The organism is Streptomyces sp. NPDC002181 (assembly GCF_042890485.1).
Lineage (GTDB): Bacteria > Actinomycetota > Actinomycetes > Streptomycetales > Streptomycetaceae > Streptomyces.
The window spans coordinates 528,781-547,492 of the sequence record NZ_JBIASC010000004.1 but is presented as its reverse complement, the minus strand read 5'-3'; the positions used below and the strand labels follow the sequence as shown (position 1 = coordinate 547,492).

The window sequence follows — 18,712 nt, the reverse complement described above, 5'->3', positions numbered from 1 at the left end:
GCCGGGGGCGCGCGGTGCGCGGCCCCCGGTCAGGCCTTGGTGCTCTTGTAGCCCCGCCCCCACTGCAGGCCCCACCCGTACAGCCGGTCCAGCTCGGCCTGGAACCCGTAGACGAACTTCACCTCGCGCCGCACGATCAGCTCGCCCCTGACGTGCTCCATGGAGAGCACCGCGCAGGAGCGGGCCTGCGGCTGCCGCTCCTCCAGCGGGATCTCGATCCGCGGCCCGGTGATCGGATAGAGGGTGATCATGGCGTGCGTCCGGTCGAAGGCCGGGGTCTGGTCGTAGATGTACACGAACACCAGCAGCCGCTTGATCTCGTCGGCGTGGTCGAGGTTGACGAAGACGGTCTCCCCCGACGGCGCCCCGAACCGGTCGTCGCCGCTGAGCTTCACGTACGGCGGGCTGTTGATGTCGCCGTGCAGGTTGCCCAGCGGCTGGACGACGCCCCGCGTCCCGTCGGCCAGCTCGTAGAGGCAGCCCAGGTCGAGGTCGACGTTGACCATGCCCTGGGTGTGCGCCTGCACCATGTCGGGCTTGAACAGCTTGAACGGGTGGCGCAGGAGCCGGCCGCCCTCACCGCCGGCCCGGCCGCCTATGTCCGAGCTGCGCATCCGCCAGGACAGGTTGACGCGCAGGTTCCCGTGGACGGCCCCCTGTTTGCTGAGCGACACCGTCGGATGCCGCTTGGTCAGCTCGATCGCCGCCGAGGCGCTGCCCGAGTCGAACTGCAGGGCGCGGCTGCCCCTGATCCCGTCGAAGAAGCCTTCGAAGAGTCCCATTCCCCTGTCCCCCCTCATTCTGTGTAGGCGGGGCGGCCTACGCGGACGGGGCGGCCCGGCAGTCCGCAGACCAGCCCGGCCGCCCCGCAGATGGAGCGTTCCGCATTACCGCCGTGATCATGCCTCGGCGGTGGAACCCTCCAGTTCCAACCGCTTGTTGCGCCGCACCGAGGACCAGAAGGACCAGCCGATGAGCACCACGCCGACGAGGCCGGTGATGACCTCGTTGATCTCGTACTGGATGGTGACGAGCAGGATGACGGCGAGCGCGCCGATGGCGTAGTGCGCGCCGTGCTCCAGGTAGACGTAGTCGTCGAGGGTGCCCTGGCGGACCAGGTAGACCGTGAGCGACCGGACGTACATGGCGCCGACACCGAGGCCGAGGGCCATCAGCACGATGTCGTTGGTGATGGCGAAGGCGCCGATGACCCCGTCGAAGGAGAACGAGGCGTCGAGGACTTCGAGGTAGAGGAACATGAAGAAGGCGGCCTTGCCGGCCATGGCGACGGCCGAGACGGGCTTGCCGCTCTTCTTGGCGGCTTCCTCGGCCTCGTGCTCGGCCTCCTCCTCTTCTTCGAGTCGGTTCTCGAAGTAGCCGGAGAGGCCGCCGACGATCATGTAGGTGATCAGGCCGGCGACGCCGGCGACCAGGACGGTCTGCGCCTTGTCCACGTGAGCCCCGCCGTGCTGGTGGGCGTGGGCGGCGAAGGTCATGGACGTGATCAGCAGGACGATCAGCGCGATGCACGCCGACAGCATGTCGACCTTGCCCAGCTTGGCGAGCGGGCGTTCCAGCCAGGCGAGCCACTTGATGTCCCGGTCCTCGAAGATGAAGTCGAGGAAGATCATCAGCAGGAACATGCCGCCGAAGGCCGCGATCGCCGGGTGGGCGTCGGTGACCAGCTGCTGGTACATGTCCTTGTCGTTGAGCGCGAGATCGACGGCCTCGATGGGCCCGATCTTGGCGGTGACCGCGACGATCACGACGGGGAAGACCAGGCGCATGCCGAACACGGCGATGAGCACGCCGACCGTCAGGAAGATCTTCTGCCAGAAGGCATTCATCTTCTTCAGGATTCCGGCGTTGACCACCGCGTTGTCGAAGGACAGCGAGATCTCAAGGATGGTCAGGATCGCGACGATCCCGAGCCCGGTCATTCCCCCGTAGAACCACGCTGCGACCAGACCGAGCGCAGTGACTGCGAACGACCAGCCGAAGGTTTTGAGAACCACTGGCACCCCATCGTCTTGTACGGCTTTACGAAACGTTGACCCCGAAGTCTAGAGCGATGCCCCGGAGCCCCGACGCGTACCCCTGCCCCACCGCCCGGAACTTCCATTCGCCCCCGTACCGGTAGACCTCGCCGAAGATCATCGCGGTCTCGCTGGAGGCGTCCTCGGTGAGGTCGTAGCGGGCCAGTTCCTGGCCGTCCGAGTCGTTGACCACGCGGATGAAGGCGTTGCTGACCTGGCCGAAGCTCTGCCGGCGGGCCTCCGCCTCGTGGATCGAGACGGGGAAGACGATCTTGTCGACCTCGACCGGCACCTTGGTCAGGTCGATGATGATCGACTCGTCGTCGCCCTCACCCTCGCCGGTGAGGTTGTCCCCCGTGTGTTCGACGGAGCCCTCGGGGCTCTTCAGGTTGTTGTAGAAGACGAAGTACGCGTCTCCCAGGACCCGGCCGTCGCGGCACAGCAGCGCGCTGGCGTCGAGGTCGAAATCGGCCCCCGTGGTCGAGCGCGCGTCCCATCCGAGACCGACCAGGACCCGGGTGAGGTTCGGTGCGGCCTTGGAGAGGGAGACGTTGCCCCCCTTGGCGAGTGTGACGCCCATGTTGTGGTCCTCCCCGGACGACGTGGTGATCGCGGCGCGCGCCGCATGGCGGGCCGCCGGTGAAGCTCGGCGGTGCGCCCCCGGGGCGTACCGCCGCAAAGCACGTCCGGCGCCGTACACACAGTGCACGGCGCCGGACGGGTGACTGCGGGCAGGCTCAGACGTTGACGCCGAAGTCCTGGGCGATGCCGCGCAGGCCGGAGGCGTAGCCCTGGCCGATGGCGCGGAACTTCCACTCCGCTCCGTTGCGGTACAGCTCGCCGAAGACCATGGCGGTCTCGGTCGAGGCGTCCTCGGAGAGGTCGTAGCGGGCGAGCTCGCTGTTGTCGGCCTGGTTCACGACGCGGATGTAGGCGTTGCGGACCTGGCCGAAGCTCTGCTGGCGGCTCTCGGCCTCGTAGATCGAGACCGGGAAGACGATCTTGGCGACATCGGCCGGGACTCCGGCCAGGTTCACCTTGATCGCCTCGTCGTCGCCCTCGCCCTCACCGGTGGTGTTGTCACCGGTGTGCTCGACCGAGCCGTCCGGGCTCTTCAGGTTGTTGAAGAACACGAAGTTCGAGTCGTTGGCGACCTTGCCCTGGTCGTTGGTCAGGATCGCGCTGGCGTCGAGGTCGAAGTCGACACCGGTGGTGGTGCGAGCGTCCCAGCCCAGACCGACGATGACCGCCGTCAGATTCGGCGCGGCCTTGGTCAGCGAGACGTTTCCGCCCTTGCTGAGGCTGACTCCCACGGGTCCTCCATTGGGTTCATGTGTGGGGCGGCGCCCCGTCGTGCGGTTTCTACCGGGATCAACGCTTCGATCCTAGTGACGGGTTCCCGCCTCGCGGCCTCTTTCCCGATGAAGCCGTGCACGGAACCCTCCCGGATGCCCTTACAGGTTGTCGAGGGCCTTGATGTACTCGTTCAGGTCACGCGCGTCGGGCAGGCCGTTGACGACGGTCCAGCGCACGATGCCGTCCTTGTCGATGATGAAGGTGCCGCGGACCGCGCAGCCCTTCTGCTCGTCGAAGACGCCGTACGCGCGGGAGGTCTCGCCGTGCGGCCAGAAGTCCGAGAGCAGCGGGTAGTCGAGGTTCTCCTGCTCGCCGAAGACGCGCAGGGTCGGGACGGAGTCGTTGGAGACCGCGAGGAGCTGGACGTCGTCGTTCTGGAACCGCGGCAGCCGGTCGCGCAGCTCGCACAGCTCGCCGGTGCAGACACCGGTGAAGGCGAACGGGTAGAAGAGCAGCACGACGGCCTTCTCGCCGCGGAAGTCGGAGAGCCGCACGGTGGCGCCGTGGTTGTCCTTGAGCTCGAAGTCCGGGGCCTTGCTGCCGACCTCGATCGCCATCTCTCGCATCCCTTCGTTCCCGCATCCCTGCGTTGGGCTGTTCGGGTGGGTCCAGCCTAGGCACAGCGGGGGCCCGGAACGCACGCACCCCGCCGACCGGACGGGAATCCGGCGGGCGGGGTGCGTGTCCGCTTGGCTGCGGGGCGCGGCTCAGCGCTTGGCCTTGGCGGCCTTCGGCGTCACCAGCTTGGTGGAGGTCCACTCCTTGCCGACGGGCAGGCCCTTGGCAAGGGAGAGGCCGGCCGTTTCGGCTGCCTCGCTGATGTCGCTGGCCTCGACGTAGCCGTCACGGCCCGTCTTGGGCGTCAGCAGCAGGATCAGTGCGCCGTCCTCGACCAGCTCGGTCGCATCGACCAGGGCGTCCGTCAGATCGCCGTCTTCGTCGCGGAACCACAACAGCACCGCGTCGGCGACGTCGTCGTAGTCCTCGTCGGCGAGGTCGCTGACGAGCTTCTCGACGGCGTCACGGAATTCCTGATCGACGTCGTCGTCGTAGCCGATCTCCTGGACCACCTGTTCGGACTGGAAACCCAGCCGGGCGGCCAGGCTCTCCGCGTGGTCCGCGGTCGCGCTCACGGGGTGCCTCCTGCTCATGTTCGGTGAATGTCTTCGGCGGCGCGCGTACGCGCAGCATTGGGCGTAGTCCACACGGGCGCGGCGGATCGCGCAAGTACCCGGCCGCCGAGACCGTCGAAACGGTGACGATTACGGCCGTCTCGCCGCAACTTTCAGCCTTCCCGTGGGGACGTCTGGTGATTCATCCCACACCATTCCAGCTCATTCGGCATCATCGGCGCCCCCCGGCGGCTTTCCTACCTGTTTGAGGGACGAACGTCCTTCCGGACCCGCCGATCTTCCTGAGCGTAGGGTGGCTGTTCGGCCGGACCTGACGCTCACGGCGCGCGAATCGCCGCGGACTCCACTGATTACCCAGTGGTACGGGTGACGATTCGGACCGAGCGTAAGACGATGGGAGGCGGCGAAACCCCATGGCACGACTCCCCTGACAGCGAAGGAACAGCGTGGCTTCCGCATCCGATCGCAATCCGATCATCATTGGCGGCCTGCCGAGCCAGGTCCCGGACTTCGATCCGGAGGAGACGCAGGAGTGGCTCGACTCCCTGGACGCAGCCGTCGACGAGCGGGGCCGTGAGCGCGCCCGCTATCTGATGCTGCGGCTGATCGAGCGGGCCCGCGAGAAGCGCGTGGCCGTGCCCGAGATGCGCAGCACGGACTACGTCAACACGATCGCCACCAAGGACGAGCCGTTCTTCCCCGGCAACGAGGAGATCGAGCGCAAGGTCCTGAACGCCACCCGGTGGAACGCGGCCGTCATGGTCTCGCGCGCCCAGCGTCCGGGGATCGGCGTCGGCGGGCACATCGCCACGTTCGCCTCCTCCGCCTCCCTCTACGACGTGGGCTTCAACCACTTCTTCCGGGGCAAGGACGAGGGCGACGGCGGCGACCAGATCTTCTTCCAGGGCCACGCCTCCCCCGGCATCTACGCCCGCGCCTACCTCCTGGACCGGCTCTCCGAGCAGCAGCTCGACGCGTTCCGGCAGGAGAAGTCGAAGGCCCCGTACGGGCTGTCCAGCTACCCGCACCCGCGGCTGATGCCGGACTTCTGGGAGTTCCCGACGGTCTCGATGGGCCTCGGCCCGCTCGGCGCGATCTACCAGGCCCGGATGAACCGGTACATGGAGGCGCGCGGGATCGCCGACACCTCGAAGTCACACGTTTGGGCGTATCTCGGCGACGGCGAGATGGACGAGCCGGAGTCGCTCGGCCAGCTGTCGATCGCCGCCCGCGAGGGCTTGGACAACCTGACCTTCGTCGTGAACTGCAACCTCCAGCGGCTCGACGGCCCGGTGCGCGGCAACGGCAAGATCATCCAGGAGTTGGAGTCGCAGTTCCGCGGCGCCGGCTGGAACGTCATCAAGCTGATCTGGGACCGCTCCTGGGACCCGCTGCTGGCGCAGGACCGCGACGGCATCCTGGTCAACAGGATGAACTCGACGCCGGACGGCCAGTTCCAGACGTACGCGACCGAGACCGGCGCGTACATCCGCGACCACTTCTTCGGCGACGACCAGCGGCTGCGGGCGATGGTCGAGAACATGAGCGACCAGCAGCTGCTGCACCTGGGCCGCGGCGGCCACGACCACAAGAAGATCTACGCGGCGTACGCGGCGGCCAAGGCGCACAAGGGCCAGCCGACGGTGATCCTCGCGCAGACGGTCAAGGGCTGGACGCTGGGCCCGAACTTCGAGGGCCGCAACGCGACGCACCAGATGAAGAAGCTGACGGTCGACGACCTCAAGCGCTTCCGCGACCGCCTGCACATCCCGATCACGGACGCGCAGCTGGAGGGCGGCGCCCCGCCGTACTACCACCCGGGCAAGGGCTCGCCGGAGATCCAGTACATGCACGACCGGCGCAGCTCGCTGGGCGGCTACGTGCCGACCCGCGTGGTGCGCGCGAAGCCGCTGCAGCTGCCGGACGAGAAGGCGTACGCGGCCGCCAAGAAGGGCTCGGGACAGCAGTCGATCGCCACGACGATGGCCTTCGTGCGCATCCTGAAGGACCTGATGCGGGACAAGGAGATCGGCAAGCGGTTCGTGCTGATCGCCCCGGACGAGTACCGCACGTTCGGCATGGACGCGTTCTTCCCGAGCGCCAAGATCTACAACCCGCTGGGCCAGCAGTACGAGGCGGTCGACCGCGACCTGCTGCTCGCGTACAAGGAGTCCCCGACCGGCCAGATGCTGCACGACGGCATCTCGGAGGCGGGCTGCACGGCCTCGCTGATCGCCGCGGGTTCGGCGTACGCGACGCACGGCGAGCCGCTCATCCCGGTCTACGTCTTCTACTCGATGTTCGGTTTCCAGCGCACGGGTGACCAGTTCTGGCAGATGGCCGACCAGCTGGCGCGCGGTTTCGTCCTGGGCGCGACCGCCGGCCGGACCACCCTGACGGGTGAGGGTCTCCAGCACGCCGACGGTCACTCCCAGCTGCTGGCCTCGACGAACCCGGGCTGTGTGGCCTACGACCCGGCGTACGGGTACGAGATCGCCCACATCGTCCAGGACGGCCTGCGCCGCATGTACGGCCCCGAGGCCGAGGACGTCTTCTACTACCTGACCGTCTACAACGAGCCGATCCAGCACCCGGCCGAGCCGGCGGGCGTCGACGCGGAGGGCATCCTCAAGGGCATCCACCGGGTGTCCGCGGGCTCCGCGGGCTCCATCGGGGCGCAGATCATGGCCTCGGGCGTGGCGGTGCCGTGGGCGCTGGAGGCCCAGCGGATCCTGGCCGAGGAGTGGAACGTCCGGGCGGACGTCTGGTCGGCGACCTCCTGGAACGAGCTGCGCCGCGAGGCCGTCGCGGTGGAGGAGCACAACCTGCTCCACCCGGAGGAGGAGCAGCGCGTCCCGTACGTGACCCGGAAGCTGTCGGGTGCCGAGGGGCCGTTCGTGGCGGTCTCGGACTGGATGCGGTCCGTCCCGGACCAGATCTCGCGGTGGGTGCCCGGTGCGTACACCTCGCTGGGCGCGGACGGCTTCGGCTTCGCGGACACGCGCGGCGCGGCCCGGCGCTTCTTCCACATCGACGCGCAGTCGGTGGTGCTGGCGGTGCTGACCGAGCTGGCCAAGGAGGGCAAGATCGACCGTTCCGCGCTGAAGCAGGCGGTGGACCGGTACCGGCTGCTGGACGTGGCGGCGGCCGACCCGGGCGCCGCGGGCGGCGACGCGTAGGGCTCCGGCGACGCGTAGAGCTCCACGGAAGAGCGCTGAGAGCGGGTCCCCGGCACTGCCGGGGACCCGCTTCGCTTTACCCGTTCCTTACGATGCTCCGTATGAAGGAACCCTCCCGCCAGCTGCGGTGGGAGCGGCGGAGCCAGACCCCGCTGCTCGTGCTCGCCATCGCCTTCGCCGTCGCCTACGCCGTGCCGATCGTCGTGCCCGACGCGGACGCGTCCGTGCACCGGGCGTGCTCGGTCACCGAGTGGGTGGTGTGGGGGGCCTTCGCCGCCGATTACCTGATGCGGCTGGGCCTGTCGACGGCGAAGAAGGCGTTCGTGCGGACCCACTGGCTGGACCTCGGCGCGGTGCTGCTGCCGATGTTCCAGCCGCTGCGGCTGCTGCGGCTGGTCTCCACGCTGCTGCTGGTGGGCCGGCGGGCCCGGATGGCCCCGCAGATCCGGCTGACCACGTACGTGGCGGGGGCGGTGGTCGGGCTGCTGATGTTCGGCTCCCTCGCCGTGCTGAGCGTGGAACGCGACGCCCCGAGGGGGAACATCAAGAACCTGGGCGACGCCGTGTGGTGGAGCTTCACCACGATGACGACCGTCGGGTACGGGGACCACTCCCCCACGACGGGGCTCGGACGGGTCATCGCCGTGGGGCTGATGCTGTCGGGGATCGCTCTGCTGGGTGTGGTGACCGCCAACATCGCGGCCTGGTTCATCTCCCGGTTCGAGCGCGACGACCAGGTGGAACGCGCGCAGACCGCCGCGATCGCCGAACTGGCCGCGGAGGTACGGGCGCTGCGCGCCGAGATCGGGCGGCTCGGCGGGGAGGCCGCCCCGGATGCCGGGGCCGGCGTACCGGCCCCGGTGCCCGGGACGGCCCCCGTCGCCGCTAGCGCTCCCACACCTTGAAGGCCCGGACCAGGTAGAGGGATTCGGGCAGCCGGACCCCGTCTCCGGGATAGGTCTGGAATTCGCCGGTCTCCGCGCACTCGGCCGACTGGTAGGTGGTCACCGGCCGTCCGATGCGGTTGATCAGGGACTGGGCGCTGGTCCCGGCGGGCAGCGCCGTACAGCTGTTGATGTCCACGGTGCTCAGCTCGTGGGCGTGCCGGGTGCCCTTGAACTCCGGCTTCGCCCACAGGCACAGCTGGCCGGTGGCGCAGGCGGGCGCCTTGCCCGGCGGCGGACCGGCGGCGTGTGCGGCGCTCGCCGTACTCGGGATGAGGGCGGCGAGGGCCAGGACGGTCGCGGCCAGGACGGTGGTGGACCGTGCGGGTGAACTCGTGCGCATGACGGGTCAACTCCTTGTGGACTACGGCGCCCCGGACGGTTCCTGAGCGCCTCGGGCACCACGCTGACCTGCGAGGACGGTCGGGCGGAAGGGGCCCGGGGGTGGTCCACCCTGATAGGCGACAGCCCCGCCGGAACCGTCGGGCGGGGCTGCCGCGCGTCCGCGGTTGACGCGTGGGCGCGGGGGGCGGAGCCGTCGGGCGGGCCCGGCGGTCGTGCCCGGTCGTCCCCCGAACGGGTTGCCGACGGCGGCGGTGCGACCGCGCCGGTGACGGCGGCCGACTGGAACCGACAGCGGCTGACACTTCACAAACGGCTTAACGAGGCAGTGGCTGTCAGGTCCGTCACAGGTACCCTGACCGCTCACTCAGAGTCAGATTCGGCGGGCGCTGCCCGCGGAAAGGACACCCCTCGGTGATGACCGACGAGCGGCCGGTGCCGGTACCGGCGCCCGGGCTGCGCGAACGCAAGAAGCGGCGCACCCGGGACGCGCTGCTGCGCGCCGCCCTCCTCCTCTTCGTCGCGCAGGGGTACGAGCGGACCACCGTCGACGAGATCACCGACGCCGTGGACGTCTCCCAGCGCACCTTCTTCCGGTACTTCGCCAACAAGGAGGAGGTCGCCTTCGCCGTCCAGGACCTCGTGGAGTCGCACGTCGTGGCCGCGCTGCGGGCCCGCCCGCCCGCCGAGGCCCCGCTCGAAGCCCTGCGCCGGGCGGTGCTCGACGCCTGGGACACCCTCGACGAGGCCCTCTCCGACGTGGTCCCGGTGGACCTCTACATGCGTACCTACCAGCTCATCGAGTCGACCCCGGCGCTGCTCGCCGTGCACCTGCGCCGCTCCACGGAGCTGGAGGAGCGGATCGCCCGGCTGATCGCGGAGCGCGAGGGGCTGGACGTGGACGCGGACCCCCGGCCCCGGGTGGCGGTCGCCGCGGTCTCCGGCGTGATGAGGGTCACCGGGCGGCTGTGGGGCCGGGGAGGGGACGCCAGCGTGGCCTCGATCCGGCGGATGACCGAGGCCTGCCTTGACCAGATCGGCCCGGCGCTCGCCGCGCACTGGCACTGAACACCCGCACGAGGGGCGCACGGTCGGCCGTGAACCCGGTCACCCTGGCCGTCGTGACCGGATCCGGTCTCCTACGCTGGTCCCAGTGAACCTGCCCGGCCTCGCCCCCTCCACCGCCATCGGCGCCGACCCGCGCCCCGCCGCCCTGCGCACCCTGCTCGCGCTGGCGGTGGTCTTCATCATGCTGGCGACCACCGGCTGGACCGCGGTGCACCGCCCCGACGCCGGGACCACGCTGCGTACCGCCGCCCTCGCCTCCTGGGCCTCGGCCCGGATCGACGGGCGCCCGGTGCCGGCCGCCGACGCTCCCGTACGGACGGTGGCCCGGTTCTTCGCCGGCCTCGACGGAGCCCAGCGGGCCCGGCTCGCCGAGGGGTACCCCCTGGTCGTCGGCAACCTCGACGGGGCTCCCGCCACCCTGCGCTACCGGGCCAACCTGCGCGGCCTGGAACTGGCGCAGCGGACGGAGGAGGCCCGCAGCCGGGACGTCAGCCTGACCCCGGCGGACCGCACCACGGCGGGCCGTCGCGCCCACCGCTTCGAGTCCCTGGCCGATCCGGGACGGCAGATCCTCGCCTTCGACCCGACCGGCGGCGGGCGCGTCGCCGAGGTCTTCGGCGACCTCGACCGGGCGGGCCGGATCTCGGTGATCGTCCCCGGAGTCGACACCGACGTGCTCACGTTCGAACGCACCCAGCGCCGCCTCATCGCCCCCGTCGGCATGGCGCAGTCGCTGTACGAGGCCCAGCGCGCGCAGGCTCCGGGCAGCCGGACCGCGGTCATCGCCTGGGCCGGCTACACCGCGCCGACCGGGGTCGGCATGGACGCGGCCACCGGCCGGATGGCGGTGGACGGGGCCGTACGGCTGGAGTCCCTGACTGCGGGGCTGCCCGGGGACGCGAGCGTGGCGCTGTTCTGCCACAGCTACGGCTCGGTGGTGTGCGGGGTCGCCGCGCACGCGCTGCCGGAGTCGGTGACGGACCTGGTGGTGGCGGGCAGCCCGGGCATGCGCGCGGGATCCGCGGCCGACCTGCACACCTCGGCCCGGGTGTGGGCCACGCGGGACTCCGGGGACTGGATCGCGGACGTACCGCACCTGGAGGTCGGCGGGGTCGGCCACGGGGCGGATCCGGTGTCTCCGGACTTCGGGTCGCGGCTGCTTTCCTCTGCCGGGGCCAAGCTCCACACCGGCTACTTCGAGCCAGGTACCGGATCCCTGGACAACTTCGCCAAAATCGGAACCGGTGCGTTCGGTTCCGTCACGTGCGCGACCGGCGACGATGCCTGCCGACGTGGAATTTCCGGGACAGACGGGGACTGACACGTGTAGAGCCCTGGAAAACGGGCTTCGTACCGAGGGGGACGCACAGGGGTGCGTCCCTTTACCATGTGCCGCATGGGTGACGTACTGGCCGGAAATCATGCCGTCTGGGAGTTCGACTCGGACTCGGTGCTCATCCGCTTCGCACGGGGGATACGCACGCCGAGGACGCCGAGACTCCTGCACGCCCTCGGAGAGCGGCGCATCCCCTTCGAGGCGTTGGCGGGGGTGAGCGTGAGCGCGGCCGGATCCGGGGGGAGACGGGACGCGGTGGTCCTGCGCGCCGTGCCGCGGGCGGGCGCGGATCCGCTGCTGGAGGCCGCCGCCGGGCAGCTGCGCGAGGTCTGCGATCCGTACCGGCTGGTACTGCCGGCCGACCGGGCCGGGCAGGCCGCCGAGTTCGCGGACGCCGTACGGGCCCGGCTGGGCCCGGAGGCCGCCGAGCCCGCGGAGCGCTTCCTGGTCCGGGTTCCGGAGCCGCCGCTGCGGCTGAAGGCGTACGACGCGCGGCTCGGGTTCGACGGCTCGGCCGTCACCTTCCACTGGTCGCGCACGGGGGCCACGGGCACCAAGTGGAAGGCGGGCGACCAGCGCTACCCGCTGACCGCGCTGACCGGGGTCGAGTGGAGCTCCCCGGAGCACCCGGGCGGCCACCTGCGGCTGCTGCTGCGGGACGAGGCGGCCGATCCGCGGCCCGACCACGACCTGGCGACCGCGGTGTTCGCCGTCGGGTACGGGTCGGTGCACGAGTCGCTGCCGTTCGCGGCGGCCGTCCTCGCCGCCCTGCGCGGCCGCGCCCCGGTGGCCTCGGTCCCTGCGGCCCGTACGGACGAACGCCTGCACCACCTGGGCGAGTTGTACAGCGCGGGACTGCTCACGGACGCGGAGTACTCCGCGCTGCGCGACCGCTTCGCCGCCGAGGCCTGAGGCCCGGCGCCCGACGGGTGCGGCCACCGCCGGGAGGCCCCCCGGCGGTGGCCGCGGCCCCGGGGCGGATCAGCCCTCGCGGCCCGCGGACGTCCAGGTCATGTCCGGGTAGCGATCGCCCGCGACCTGCCCGGCGATCGGCTCCAGCAGTGCGAGCTCCGCCGGCGTCAGCGTGATCCGGGTCGCGGCGGTGTTCTCCGCGAGCCGGCTGGTCTTGCGGGTGCCCGGGATCGGGACGACCGTCAGCCCGTGCACCTGCGCCCGCTGCTGCACCCAGGCCAGCGCGATCTGCGCCGGGGTCGCCCCGTGCGCCTGCGCGATCTCCCGCACCGGCACCAGCAGCGCCGCGTTGGCCTTGGCGTTGTCACCGGTGAACCGGGGCTGGAAGCGGCGGAAGTCCGCCGCCGACAGATCGGCCGAGGCGTCCGCGAAGGAGCCGGTCAGGAAGCCGCGCCCGAGCGGGGAGTACGGCACGAAGGCCACGCCCAGCTCCGCCGCCGCGCCCACCGCGGTGTTCTCCACGTCCCGGCTGAACAGCGACCACTCCGACTGGAGCGCCGCGATCGGGTGCACCTCGTACGCCTCGCGCAGCTCGGTGCCGGTGACCTCGCTGAGCCCCAGGTGGCGCACCTTGCCCTCCTGCACCAGCTCGGCCATCGTGCCCACCGACTCGGCGAACGGCACGTCCGGGTGGCGCCGGTGCATGTAATAGAGGTCGATCACATCGGTACCGAGCCGGCGCAGGCTGTCCTCCACGGCCCGGCGGATGTACGCGCGGTCGTTGCGGATCCCGCGGTGCTGCGGGTCGTCGGTGCGCTCGATGCCGAACTTGGTGGCGAGGGTGATCTCGTCCCGGTGCTCGGCCACGAACGGCGCGATGAACTTCTCGTTGGCTCCGCGCCCGTAGCTGTCCGCGGTGTCGAAGAGGGTGACCCCGGTGGCGAGGGCCGCTTCCAGGGTGTCGCGGGCCCGCGCCTCGTCGGTCTCCCCGTAGAACTCGCTCATGCCCATGCAGCCGAGGCCCTGGACGCCCACCAGCGGGCCCCCCTTGCCGAGTTCGACCTGCTCGATGGTGGTGTTCTGCGTCATGGTCGTGTCGCCTTCCCCGCGGTCGTGCCCTTGGCATACATGTCGATCTTGAAGTCCAGTACGGCGAGCGCGTCGTTCAGCTCCGTGATCCGCGCACGCACCTCGCGCCGCGTCTGCTCCAGCAGTTCGCGCCGCTGGTCGACGGTGTGCTCGCCCTCGCGCACGAGTTCGGCGTAGCGGACCATGTCGGCCACCGACATCCCGGTGGCGCGCAGCTTGCCCACGAAGGCCAGCCAGTGGAGGTCCTTGTCGCTGAACCGGCGCTGTCCCGAGTGGGAGCGGTCCACGTGCGGCATCAGGCCGATCCGCTCGTACCAGCGCAGCGTGTGCTGGGTCAGACCGGTCCGGGCCTCGACTTCGCTGATCGTGTACCGCGTCTCCGTCAGGCTCATGACGACCACGCTAAAACCTTGGAGTGCACTCCAAGCAAGTAGGCTCGGCCGCATGGAGAGCGTGGAGACCCTGCAGAGCCTGCGGACCATCGAAAACTGGCCGGTACCGACCGCCGCGGCGGCCGTGGTGCGCGCCGACGGGAGCCTGGCCGGCTCCCACGGCCCCCTGGACCACCGCTTCGCACTGGCCTCGGTGACCAAACCGCTCGCCGCGTACGCCGCGCTCGTCGCGTACGAGGAGGGGGCGATCGAGCTGGACGAGCCGGCCGGCCCCGAGGGCTCGACGGTCCGTCACCTGCTCGCGCACACCAGCGGGCTGGCCTTCGACGAGCACCGCGCGATGGCCGCGCCGGGTACGCGCCGGCTGTACTCGAACGCCGGTTTCGAGGTGCTCGGCGACCACATCACGAAGGCGACGGGCATCCCGTTCGCGGAGTACGTGCACCAGGCGGTGTTCGAGCCGCTCGGCATGGCGTCGACCACGCTGGACGGCTCGCCCGCCAAGGACGGGGTCTCGACGGTCTCCGACCTCGTCCGCTTCGCCGCCGAGCTCCAGGCGCCGCGGCTGCTGGACGTGCGCACGGTCGCGGAGGCCACCTCGGTCGTCCACCCGGGGCTCAAGGGGGTGCTCCCGGGGTACGGGATCCAGTCCCCGAACGACTGGGGGCTCGGCGTGGAGATCCGCGACGGCAAGGCCCCGCACTGGACGGGCGCCGCCTCTTCGCCGCGTACGTTCGGGCACTTCGGGCAGGCCGGCACCTTCCTGTGGGTGGACCCGGACGCCCGCGCCGCGTGCGTGGCGCTGGCCGACCGCGCCTTCGGCCCGTGGGCCGTGGAGGCCTGGCCCCCGTTCACCGACGCGGTCCTCGCCGAGCTCGCCTCCGCCGCCCGCTGAGCCGGCCCGGTCGACGAGACGCCCCCTACGGCAGCTCCCAGATCAGCAGCTCGCCCGGGGACCCGGCGACGATCTCCAGGCCCTGTTCGCCGGTGATCCGCGCCGCGTCCCCGGGACCGAGCTCCTCCCCGTCCAGGCGCAGGTCCCCGCGCACGACGTGCAGGTAGACCCGCTCCGCCGCCGGTACGGCGATCCGCTCGCCCGCCCCGGGCCGGCGCACGTGCAGGACGGCGCCGGCCGCGGGGATCTCGTACGGGGTGCCTTCGGCGATCTGCCGGACCAGCGTGTACGAGGGCTCCCCGCCGGCGGCCAGCGGCGCGAGCCAGGTCTGCACGAAGCGCAGCGGCACCGCGCCGTCGTTGCGCTCGATGTGGCGGGCGCCGGCTCCGGCGGCCAGGTGCTGCACGTCGCCGTGCCGGACCACCGTGCTCTCGCCGGTGCTGCCCTTGTGCGTGAGTTCGCCCTCGACGACCCAGGTCACGATCTCGGTGTGGCTGTGCGGATGCTCGTCGAAGCCCGCGCCCGGGGCCAGACCCTCCTCGTTGCAGGCCAGGACCGGGCCGAAGCGCAGGTTGTCCGGATCGTAGTGGGCGCCGAAGGAGAAGGCGTGCGCGGTGGTGATCCCGGCGTCCGGATCCCCGCCTGCGTACCGGTCGGCCCCGCGGCGTACGTCAATCATGGAAGTCACCGTAGCCCCCCGGTGGAATGCCGCCGCGGGACCGGACTCCGCGCCGCCGCCCCGATAAGGCAGTCTTGTCCCGTGCCCCAACCCGAACGTGAGCATTCCCCCGCGCATCCCGCTCCCGCCCATCCGCACGCCGCGACGCTGCGCCGGCTGGAGAAGTCCTCCGGCCGGCTCGCCGCGAACGCGATCGCGCGCATGGACGAGACCCTGCCGTGGTACCGGGCGATGCCCCCGGAGAACCGGTCCTGGATCGGCCTGGTCGCGCAGGCCGGCATCGCCGCGTTCACGGAGTGGTTCCGGCACCCGGAGACTCCGCAGGCGATCTCGACGGACGTCTTCGGGACGGCTCCGCGGGAGCTGACCCGGGCGATCACCCTGCGCCAGACCGTGGAGATGGTCCGCACCACGATCGAGGTCATGGAGACCGCGATCGAGGAGGTCGCGGCTCCGGGCGACGAGTCGATCCTGCGCGAGGCGCTGCTGGTGTACGCCCGGGAGATCGCGTTCGCGACGGCCCAGGTGTACGCGCAGGCCGCCGAGGCGCGCGGGGCGTGGGACGCCCGGCTGGAGTCCCTCGTCGTGAACGCGGTGCTGTCGGGCGAGGCCGACGAGGGCGCGCTGTCACGGGCCGCCGCACTTGGCTGGAATTCGCCGGAGCACGTGTGCGTGGTGCTCGGCACCGCACCGGAGGGCGACAGCGAGCTGACGGTGGAGGCGATCCGGCGGGCGGCCCGGCACCACAAGCTCCAGGTCCTGACGGGCGTGCTCGGGGACCGCCTCGTCGTGATCGCGGGCGGCAGCGACAACCCGATCCAGGTGGCGAAGTCGCTGATCGGGCCGTTCGCGGCGGGTCCGGTGGTGGCCGGTCCGGTGGTTCCGGATCTGCTGAACGCGACCAAGTCGGCGCAGGCGGCGGCGGCCGGGCTGAAGGCCTGTACGGCCTGGCAGGACGCACCGCGGCCGGTGCTCGCGGACGATCTCCTGCCCGAGCGCGCGATCGCGTCGGATCCCTCCGCCCGGGAGCAGCTGGTGGAGGAGATCTACAGACCGCTGGAAGAGGCGGGGTCGGCGTTGCTGGAGACGCTGAGCGTCTATCTGGAGCAGGCGAGCAGCCTGGAGGGTGCGGCACGGATGTTGTTCGTGCACCCGAACACGGTGCGCTACCGGCTGCGACGTGTGACCGACGTCACCGGCTGGTCGCCCTCCGATGTCCGATCCGCGTTCACTCTGCGGATCGCCTTGATCCTCGGGCGTCTGGCCGACGGCGATCAGCAGTCCTAGACTTTTGTCGGACATCAACAATTACCCCGACGGTTCTTCGTCCCTGTCCCCACGGGCGGCGGGGACCGTCCGCAAGAGAGAGTGTGAGGGTGCTCGTACTCGTCGCTCCCGGCCAAGGCGCACAGACGCCCGGCTTCCTGACTCCCTGGCTCGACCTCCCCGGCGCCGCTGACCGCGTCGCCGCCTGGTCGGACGCCATCGGGCTCGACCTTGCCCACTACGGCACGAAGGCGGACGCGGACGAGATCCGCGACACGGCGGTGGCGCAGCCGCTGCTGGTGGCCGCCGGTCTCCTGTCCGCCTCCGCCCTGGGCGCTCCCACGGCCTTCGGCGCCGTGGCGGGCCACAGCGTCGGCGAGATCACCGCCGCCGCGTACGCCGGCGTGCTGTCCGACGCGGACGCGCTGTCGTTCGTACGGACCCGCGGTCTGGCGATGGCCGAGGCCGCCGCCGTCACCGAGACGGGCATGGCCGCGGTGCTCGGGGGCGACCAGGCGGTCGTCCTCGCGCATCTGGAGAAGCTGGGTCTGACCCCGGCGAACATCAACGGCGCGGGCCAGATCGTCGCCGCAGGAACGATGGAGCAGATCGAGGCCCTGGTGGCCGAGAAGCCCGAGGGCTCCATGAAGGTCGTCGCCCTCAAGGTCGCGGGCGCCTTCCACACGCACCACATGGCTCCCGCGGTCGCCACGCTGGAGAAGGCCGCGCAGGCCCTCGCCCCGGCCGACCCGGAGCTGAAGTACGTCTCGAACAAGGACGGCCGCGTCGTCACCACGGGCGCCGACGTCGTCGCCCGCCTGGTCGGCCAGGTCGCGAACCCGGTCCGCTGGGACCTGTGCATGGAGACGTTCGGCGAGCTGGGTGTCACCGGGATCATCGAGCTCAGCCCGGGTGGCACTCTGACGGGTCTGGCCAAGCGCGCGCTCAAGGGCGTGCCGACCGTGGCCCTGAAGACCCCGGATGATCTCGAAAAGGCCGCCGCGCTCCTCGCCGAGCACGCGGTCTGAGAGAAGGAGCCCACACAGCATGTCGAAGATCAAGCCTGCCAAGGGCTCCCCGTACGCCCGCATCCTCGGCGTAGGCGGCTACCGCCCGACCCGCGTGGTCTCCAACGAGGTCATCCTGGAGACGATCGACTCGTCCGACGAGTGGATCCGCTCCCGCTCCGGCATCGCGACCCGGCACTGGGCCTCGCCCCAGGAGACCGTCGCCGCGATGTCGGTGGAGGCCTCGGGCAAGGCGCTGGCCGATGCCGGTGTCGCGCCCGAGCAGATCGGCGCCGTGATCGTCTCGACGGTCTCGCACTTCAAGCAGACCCCGGCCGTCGCGACGGAGATCGCGCACCGCATCGGCGCGGTCAAGCCCGCCGCGTTCGACATCTCCGCGGGCTGCGCCGGGTTCGGCTACGGTCTGACGCTGGCCAAGGGCCTCGTCATCGAGGGCTCGGCCCAGTACGTCCTCGTCATCGGCGTGGAGCGGCTGTCGGACCTGACCGACCTGGAGGACCGCGCGACGGCCTTCCTGTTCGGCGACGGCGCCGGCGCCGTGGTCGTCGGCCCCTCGGACGAGCCCGCCATAGGCCCCACCGTGTGGGGTTCGGAGGGCGACAAGTCCGAGACGATCAAGCAGACCGTGCCGTGGGACGAGTACCGCAGCACGGACAGCGACCAGAAGTTTCCGGCCATCACGCAGGAGGGTCAGGCGGTCTTCCGCTGGGCCGTCTTCGAGATGGCCAAGGTGGCCCAGCAGGCGCTCGACGCGGCCGGGATCACCGCCGAGGACCTGGACGTCTTCATCCCGCACCAGGCAAACATGCGGATCATCGACTCGATGGTGAAGACTCTGAAGCTGCCGGAACACGTCACGGTCGCCCGTGACGTGGAAACCACCGGCAACACGTCGGCCGCCTCGATCCCGCTCGCCATGGAGCGGCTCCTGGCGACCGGAGCGGCGAAGAGCGGCGACACCGCGCTCGTCATCGGCTTCGGGGCGGGGCTCGTCTACGCCGCGACGGTCGTTACCCTCCCCTAGGGTCCGGGATCCACATCCCGCCCCGCTTCACCC

General features: G+C 70.9%; 19 protein-coding genes. 9 read left to right on the top strand and 10 right to left on the bottom strand.

The features are described 5' to 3' along the window. Window positions 1-29: 29 nt before the first annotated feature. From ACFYXV_RS14900 to ACFYXV_RS14875, 6 genes are all read right to left on the bottom strand, one after another. On the bottom strand, window positions 30-782 hold the full coding sequence (locus ACFYXV_RS14900) for a Tellurium resistance (protein WP_383342450.1): 753 nt from the start codon (window positions 780-782) through the stop codon (window positions 30-32). A 117-nt stretch (window positions 783-899) separates the two neighbouring features. After that, window positions 900-2,015: a DUF475 domain-containing protein gene (locus ACFYXV_RS14895; protein WP_383342453.1), complete on the bottom strand. Its 1,116-nt coding sequence runs from the start codon at window positions 2,013-2,015 to the stop codon at window positions 900-902. A gap of 25 nt (window positions 2,016-2,040) precedes the next feature. After that, on the bottom strand, window positions 2,041-2,616 hold the full coding sequence (locus tag ACFYXV_RS14890; protein ID WP_030160469.1) for a TerD family protein: 576 nt from the start codon (window positions 2,614-2,616) through the stop codon (window positions 2,041-2,043). 157 nt (window positions 2,617-2,773) lie between these two features. Further along, complete coding sequence (locus ACFYXV_RS14885) at window positions 2,774-3,349, bottom strand: TerD family protein (protein WP_030160471.1); 576 nt, start codon at window positions 3,347-3,349, stop codon at window positions 2,774-2,776. 141 nt (window positions 3,350-3,490) lie between these two features. After that, the gene (locus ACFYXV_RS14880; protein WP_385463964.1) at window positions 3,491-3,949 is read right to left on the bottom strand and encodes a peroxiredoxin; all 459 of its coding nucleotides are present in this window, start codon (window positions 3,947-3,949) and stop codon (window positions 3,491-3,493) included. Between the two features lie 150 nt (window positions 3,950-4,099). After that, window positions 4,100-4,525 (bottom strand): DUF3052 domain-containing protein, encoded by a 426-nt coding sequence (locus tag ACFYXV_RS14875; RefSeq protein ID WP_383342461.1) that lies wholly within the window; start codon window positions 4,523-4,525, stop codon window positions 4,100-4,102. A 446-nt stretch (window positions 4,526-4,971) separates the two neighbouring features. On the opposite strand from ACFYXV_RS14875, the gene aceE reads away from it, so the two are divergent. Both aceE and ACFYXV_RS14865 read left to right on the top strand, forming a co-directional pair. Next, window positions 4,972-7,704 (top strand): pyruvate dehydrogenase (acetyl-transferring), homodimeric type, encoded by a 2,733-nt coding sequence (gene aceE, locus ACFYXV_RS14870; protein ID WP_385463968.1) that lies wholly within the window; start codon window positions 4,972-4,974, stop codon window positions 7,702-7,704. Between the two features lie 101 nt (window positions 7,705-7,805). Next, window positions 7,806-8,609 carry a potassium channel family protein gene (locus ACFYXV_RS14865; RefSeq protein WP_385463971.1) on the top strand — a complete coding sequence of 268 codons (804 nt, stop codon included), beginning with the start codon at window positions 7,806-7,808 and terminating at the stop codon, window positions 8,607-8,609. On the opposite strand, the gene ACFYXV_RS14860 is transcribed toward ACFYXV_RS14865, so the two are convergent. After that, entirely contained in the window at window positions 8,590-8,991 is a 402-nt protein-coding gene (locus ACFYXV_RS14860) for a peptidase inhibitor family I36 protein (protein WP_385463974.1), read from the bottom strand. The two genes, ACFYXV_RS14865 and ACFYXV_RS14860, sit on opposite strands and share 20 nt — an antisense overlap. A 416-nt stretch (window positions 8,992-9,407) precedes the next feature. Between ACFYXV_RS14860 and ACFYXV_RS14855 the strand changes: the two genes are divergently transcribed. From ACFYXV_RS14855 to ACFYXV_RS14845, 3 genes are all read left to right on the top strand, one after another. Beyond that, window positions 9,408-10,058, top strand: coding sequence for a TetR/AcrR family transcriptional regulator (locus ACFYXV_RS14855; protein ID WP_389383048.1), 651 nt, complete (start codon window positions 9,408-9,410; stop codon window positions 10,056-10,058). Between the two features lie 169 nt (window positions 10,059-10,227). Beyond that, window positions 10,228-11,379 (top strand): alpha/beta hydrolase, encoded by a 1,152-nt coding sequence (locus ACFYXV_RS14850; RefSeq protein ID WP_385464168.1) that lies wholly within the window; start codon window positions 10,228-10,230, stop codon window positions 11,377-11,379. Between the two features lie 66 nt (window positions 11,380-11,445). Continuing rightward, the gene (locus ACFYXV_RS14845; RefSeq protein ID WP_385464171.1) at window positions 11,446-12,306 is read left to right on the top strand and encodes a DUF4429 domain-containing protein; all 861 of its coding nucleotides are present in this window, start codon (window positions 11,446-11,448) and stop codon (window positions 12,304-12,306) included. 69 nt (window positions 12,307-12,375) lie between these two features. Here the strand turns inward: ACFYXV_RS14845 and ACFYXV_RS14840 are convergent, their stop codons facing one another. Both ACFYXV_RS14840 and ACFYXV_RS14835 read right to left on the bottom strand, forming a co-directional pair. Beyond that, entirely contained in the window at window positions 12,376-13,395 is a 1,020-nt protein-coding gene (locus ACFYXV_RS14840) for an aldo/keto reductase (RefSeq protein ID WP_389383047.1), read from the bottom strand. Beyond that, on the bottom strand, window positions 13,392-13,787 hold the full coding sequence (locus ACFYXV_RS14835; protein ID WP_359171930.1) for a MerR family transcriptional regulator: 396 nt from the start codon (window positions 13,785-13,787) through the stop codon (window positions 13,392-13,394). The genes ACFYXV_RS14840 and ACFYXV_RS14835 overlap by 4 nt, the downstream gene beginning before the upstream one ends. A 70-nt stretch (window positions 13,788-13,857) precedes the next feature. Between ACFYXV_RS14835 and ACFYXV_RS14830 the strand changes: the two genes are divergently transcribed. Continuing rightward, on the top strand, window positions 13,858-14,682 hold the full coding sequence (locus ACFYXV_RS14830) for a serine hydrolase domain-containing protein (protein ID WP_385464174.1): 825 nt from the start codon (window positions 13,858-13,860) through the stop codon (window positions 14,680-14,682). 25 nt (window positions 14,683-14,707) lie between these two features. On the opposite strand, the gene ACFYXV_RS14825 is transcribed toward ACFYXV_RS14830, so the two are convergent. Continuing rightward, complete coding sequence (locus tag ACFYXV_RS14825; RefSeq protein WP_385463984.1) at window positions 14,708-15,361, bottom strand: pirin family protein; 654 nt, start codon at window positions 15,359-15,361, stop codon at window positions 14,708-14,710. 81 nt (window positions 15,362-15,442) lie between these two features. Here ACFYXV_RS14825 and ACFYXV_RS14820 point away from each other — a divergent pair, with 81 nt between their 5' ends. The 3 genes from ACFYXV_RS14820 (at window position 15,443) to ACFYXV_RS14810 (ending at window position 18,679) form a co-directional block, all read left to right on the top strand. Further along, window positions 15,443-16,648, top strand: coding sequence for a CdaR family transcriptional regulator (locus ACFYXV_RS14820; protein ID WP_030160498.1), 1,206 nt, complete (start codon window positions 15,443-15,445; stop codon window positions 16,646-16,648). 89 nt (window positions 16,649-16,737) lie between these two features. After that, window positions 16,738-17,655: an ACP S-malonyltransferase gene (locus tag ACFYXV_RS14815; protein WP_385463989.1), complete on the top strand. Its 918-nt coding sequence runs from the start codon at window positions 16,738-16,740 to the stop codon at window positions 17,653-17,655. Window positions 17,656-17,674: 19 nt separating this feature from the next. Beyond that, window positions 17,675-18,679: a ketoacyl-ACP synthase III gene (locus ACFYXV_RS14810; RefSeq protein ID WP_383342490.1), complete on the top strand. Its 1,005-nt coding sequence runs from the start codon at window positions 17,675-17,677 to the stop codon at window positions 18,677-18,679. Window positions 18,680-18,712 lie beyond the last annotated feature (33 nt).

Excerpts from the sequence above, each read along its gene's own strand:
- ACFYXV_RS14900 (WP_383342450.1), bottom strand. The coding sequence starts at position 782 with ATGGGACTCTTCGAAGGCTTCTTCGACGGGATCAGGGGCAGCCGCGCC.
- ACFYXV_RS14890 (WP_030160469.1), bottom strand. The coding sequence starts at position 2,616 with ATGGGCGTCACACTCGCCAAGGGGGGCAACGTCTCCCTCTCCAAGGCC.
- ACFYXV_RS14880 (WP_385463964.1), bottom strand. The coding sequence starts at position 3,949 with ATGGCGATCGAGGTCGGCAGCAAGGCCCCGGACTTCGAGCTCAAGGAC.
- ACFYXV_RS14865 (WP_385463971.1), top strand. The coding sequence starts at position 7,806 with ATGAAGGAACCCTCCCGCCAGCTGCGGTGGGAGCGGCGGAGCCAGACC.
- ACFYXV_RS14860 (WP_385463974.1), bottom strand. The coding sequence starts at position 8,991 with ATGCGCACGAGTTCACCCGCACGGTCCACCACCGTCCTGGCCGCGACC.
- ACFYXV_RS14855 (WP_389383048.1), top strand. The coding sequence starts at position 9,408 with ATGACCGACGAGCGGCCGGTGCCGGTACCGGCGCCCGGGCTGCGCGAA.
- ACFYXV_RS14845 (WP_385464171.1), top strand. The coding sequence starts at position 11,446 with ATGTGCCGCATGGGTGACGTACTGGCCGGAAATCATGCCGTCTGGGAG.
- ACFYXV_RS14840 (WP_389383047.1), bottom strand. The coding sequence starts at position 13,395 with ATGACGCAGAACACCACCATCGAGCAGGTCGAACTCGGCAAGGGGGGC.
- ACFYXV_RS14835 (WP_359171930.1), bottom strand. The coding sequence starts at position 13,787 with ATGAGCCTGACGGAGACGCGGTACACGATCAGCGAAGTCGAGGCCCGG.
- ACFYXV_RS14825 (WP_385463984.1), bottom strand. The coding sequence starts at position 15,361 with ATGATTGACGTACGCCGCGGGGCCGACCGGTACGCAGGCGGGGATCCG.
- ACFYXV_RS14810 (WP_383342490.1), top strand. The coding sequence starts at position 17,675 with ATGTCGAAGATCAAGCCTGCCAAGGGCTCCCCGTACGCCCGCATCCTC.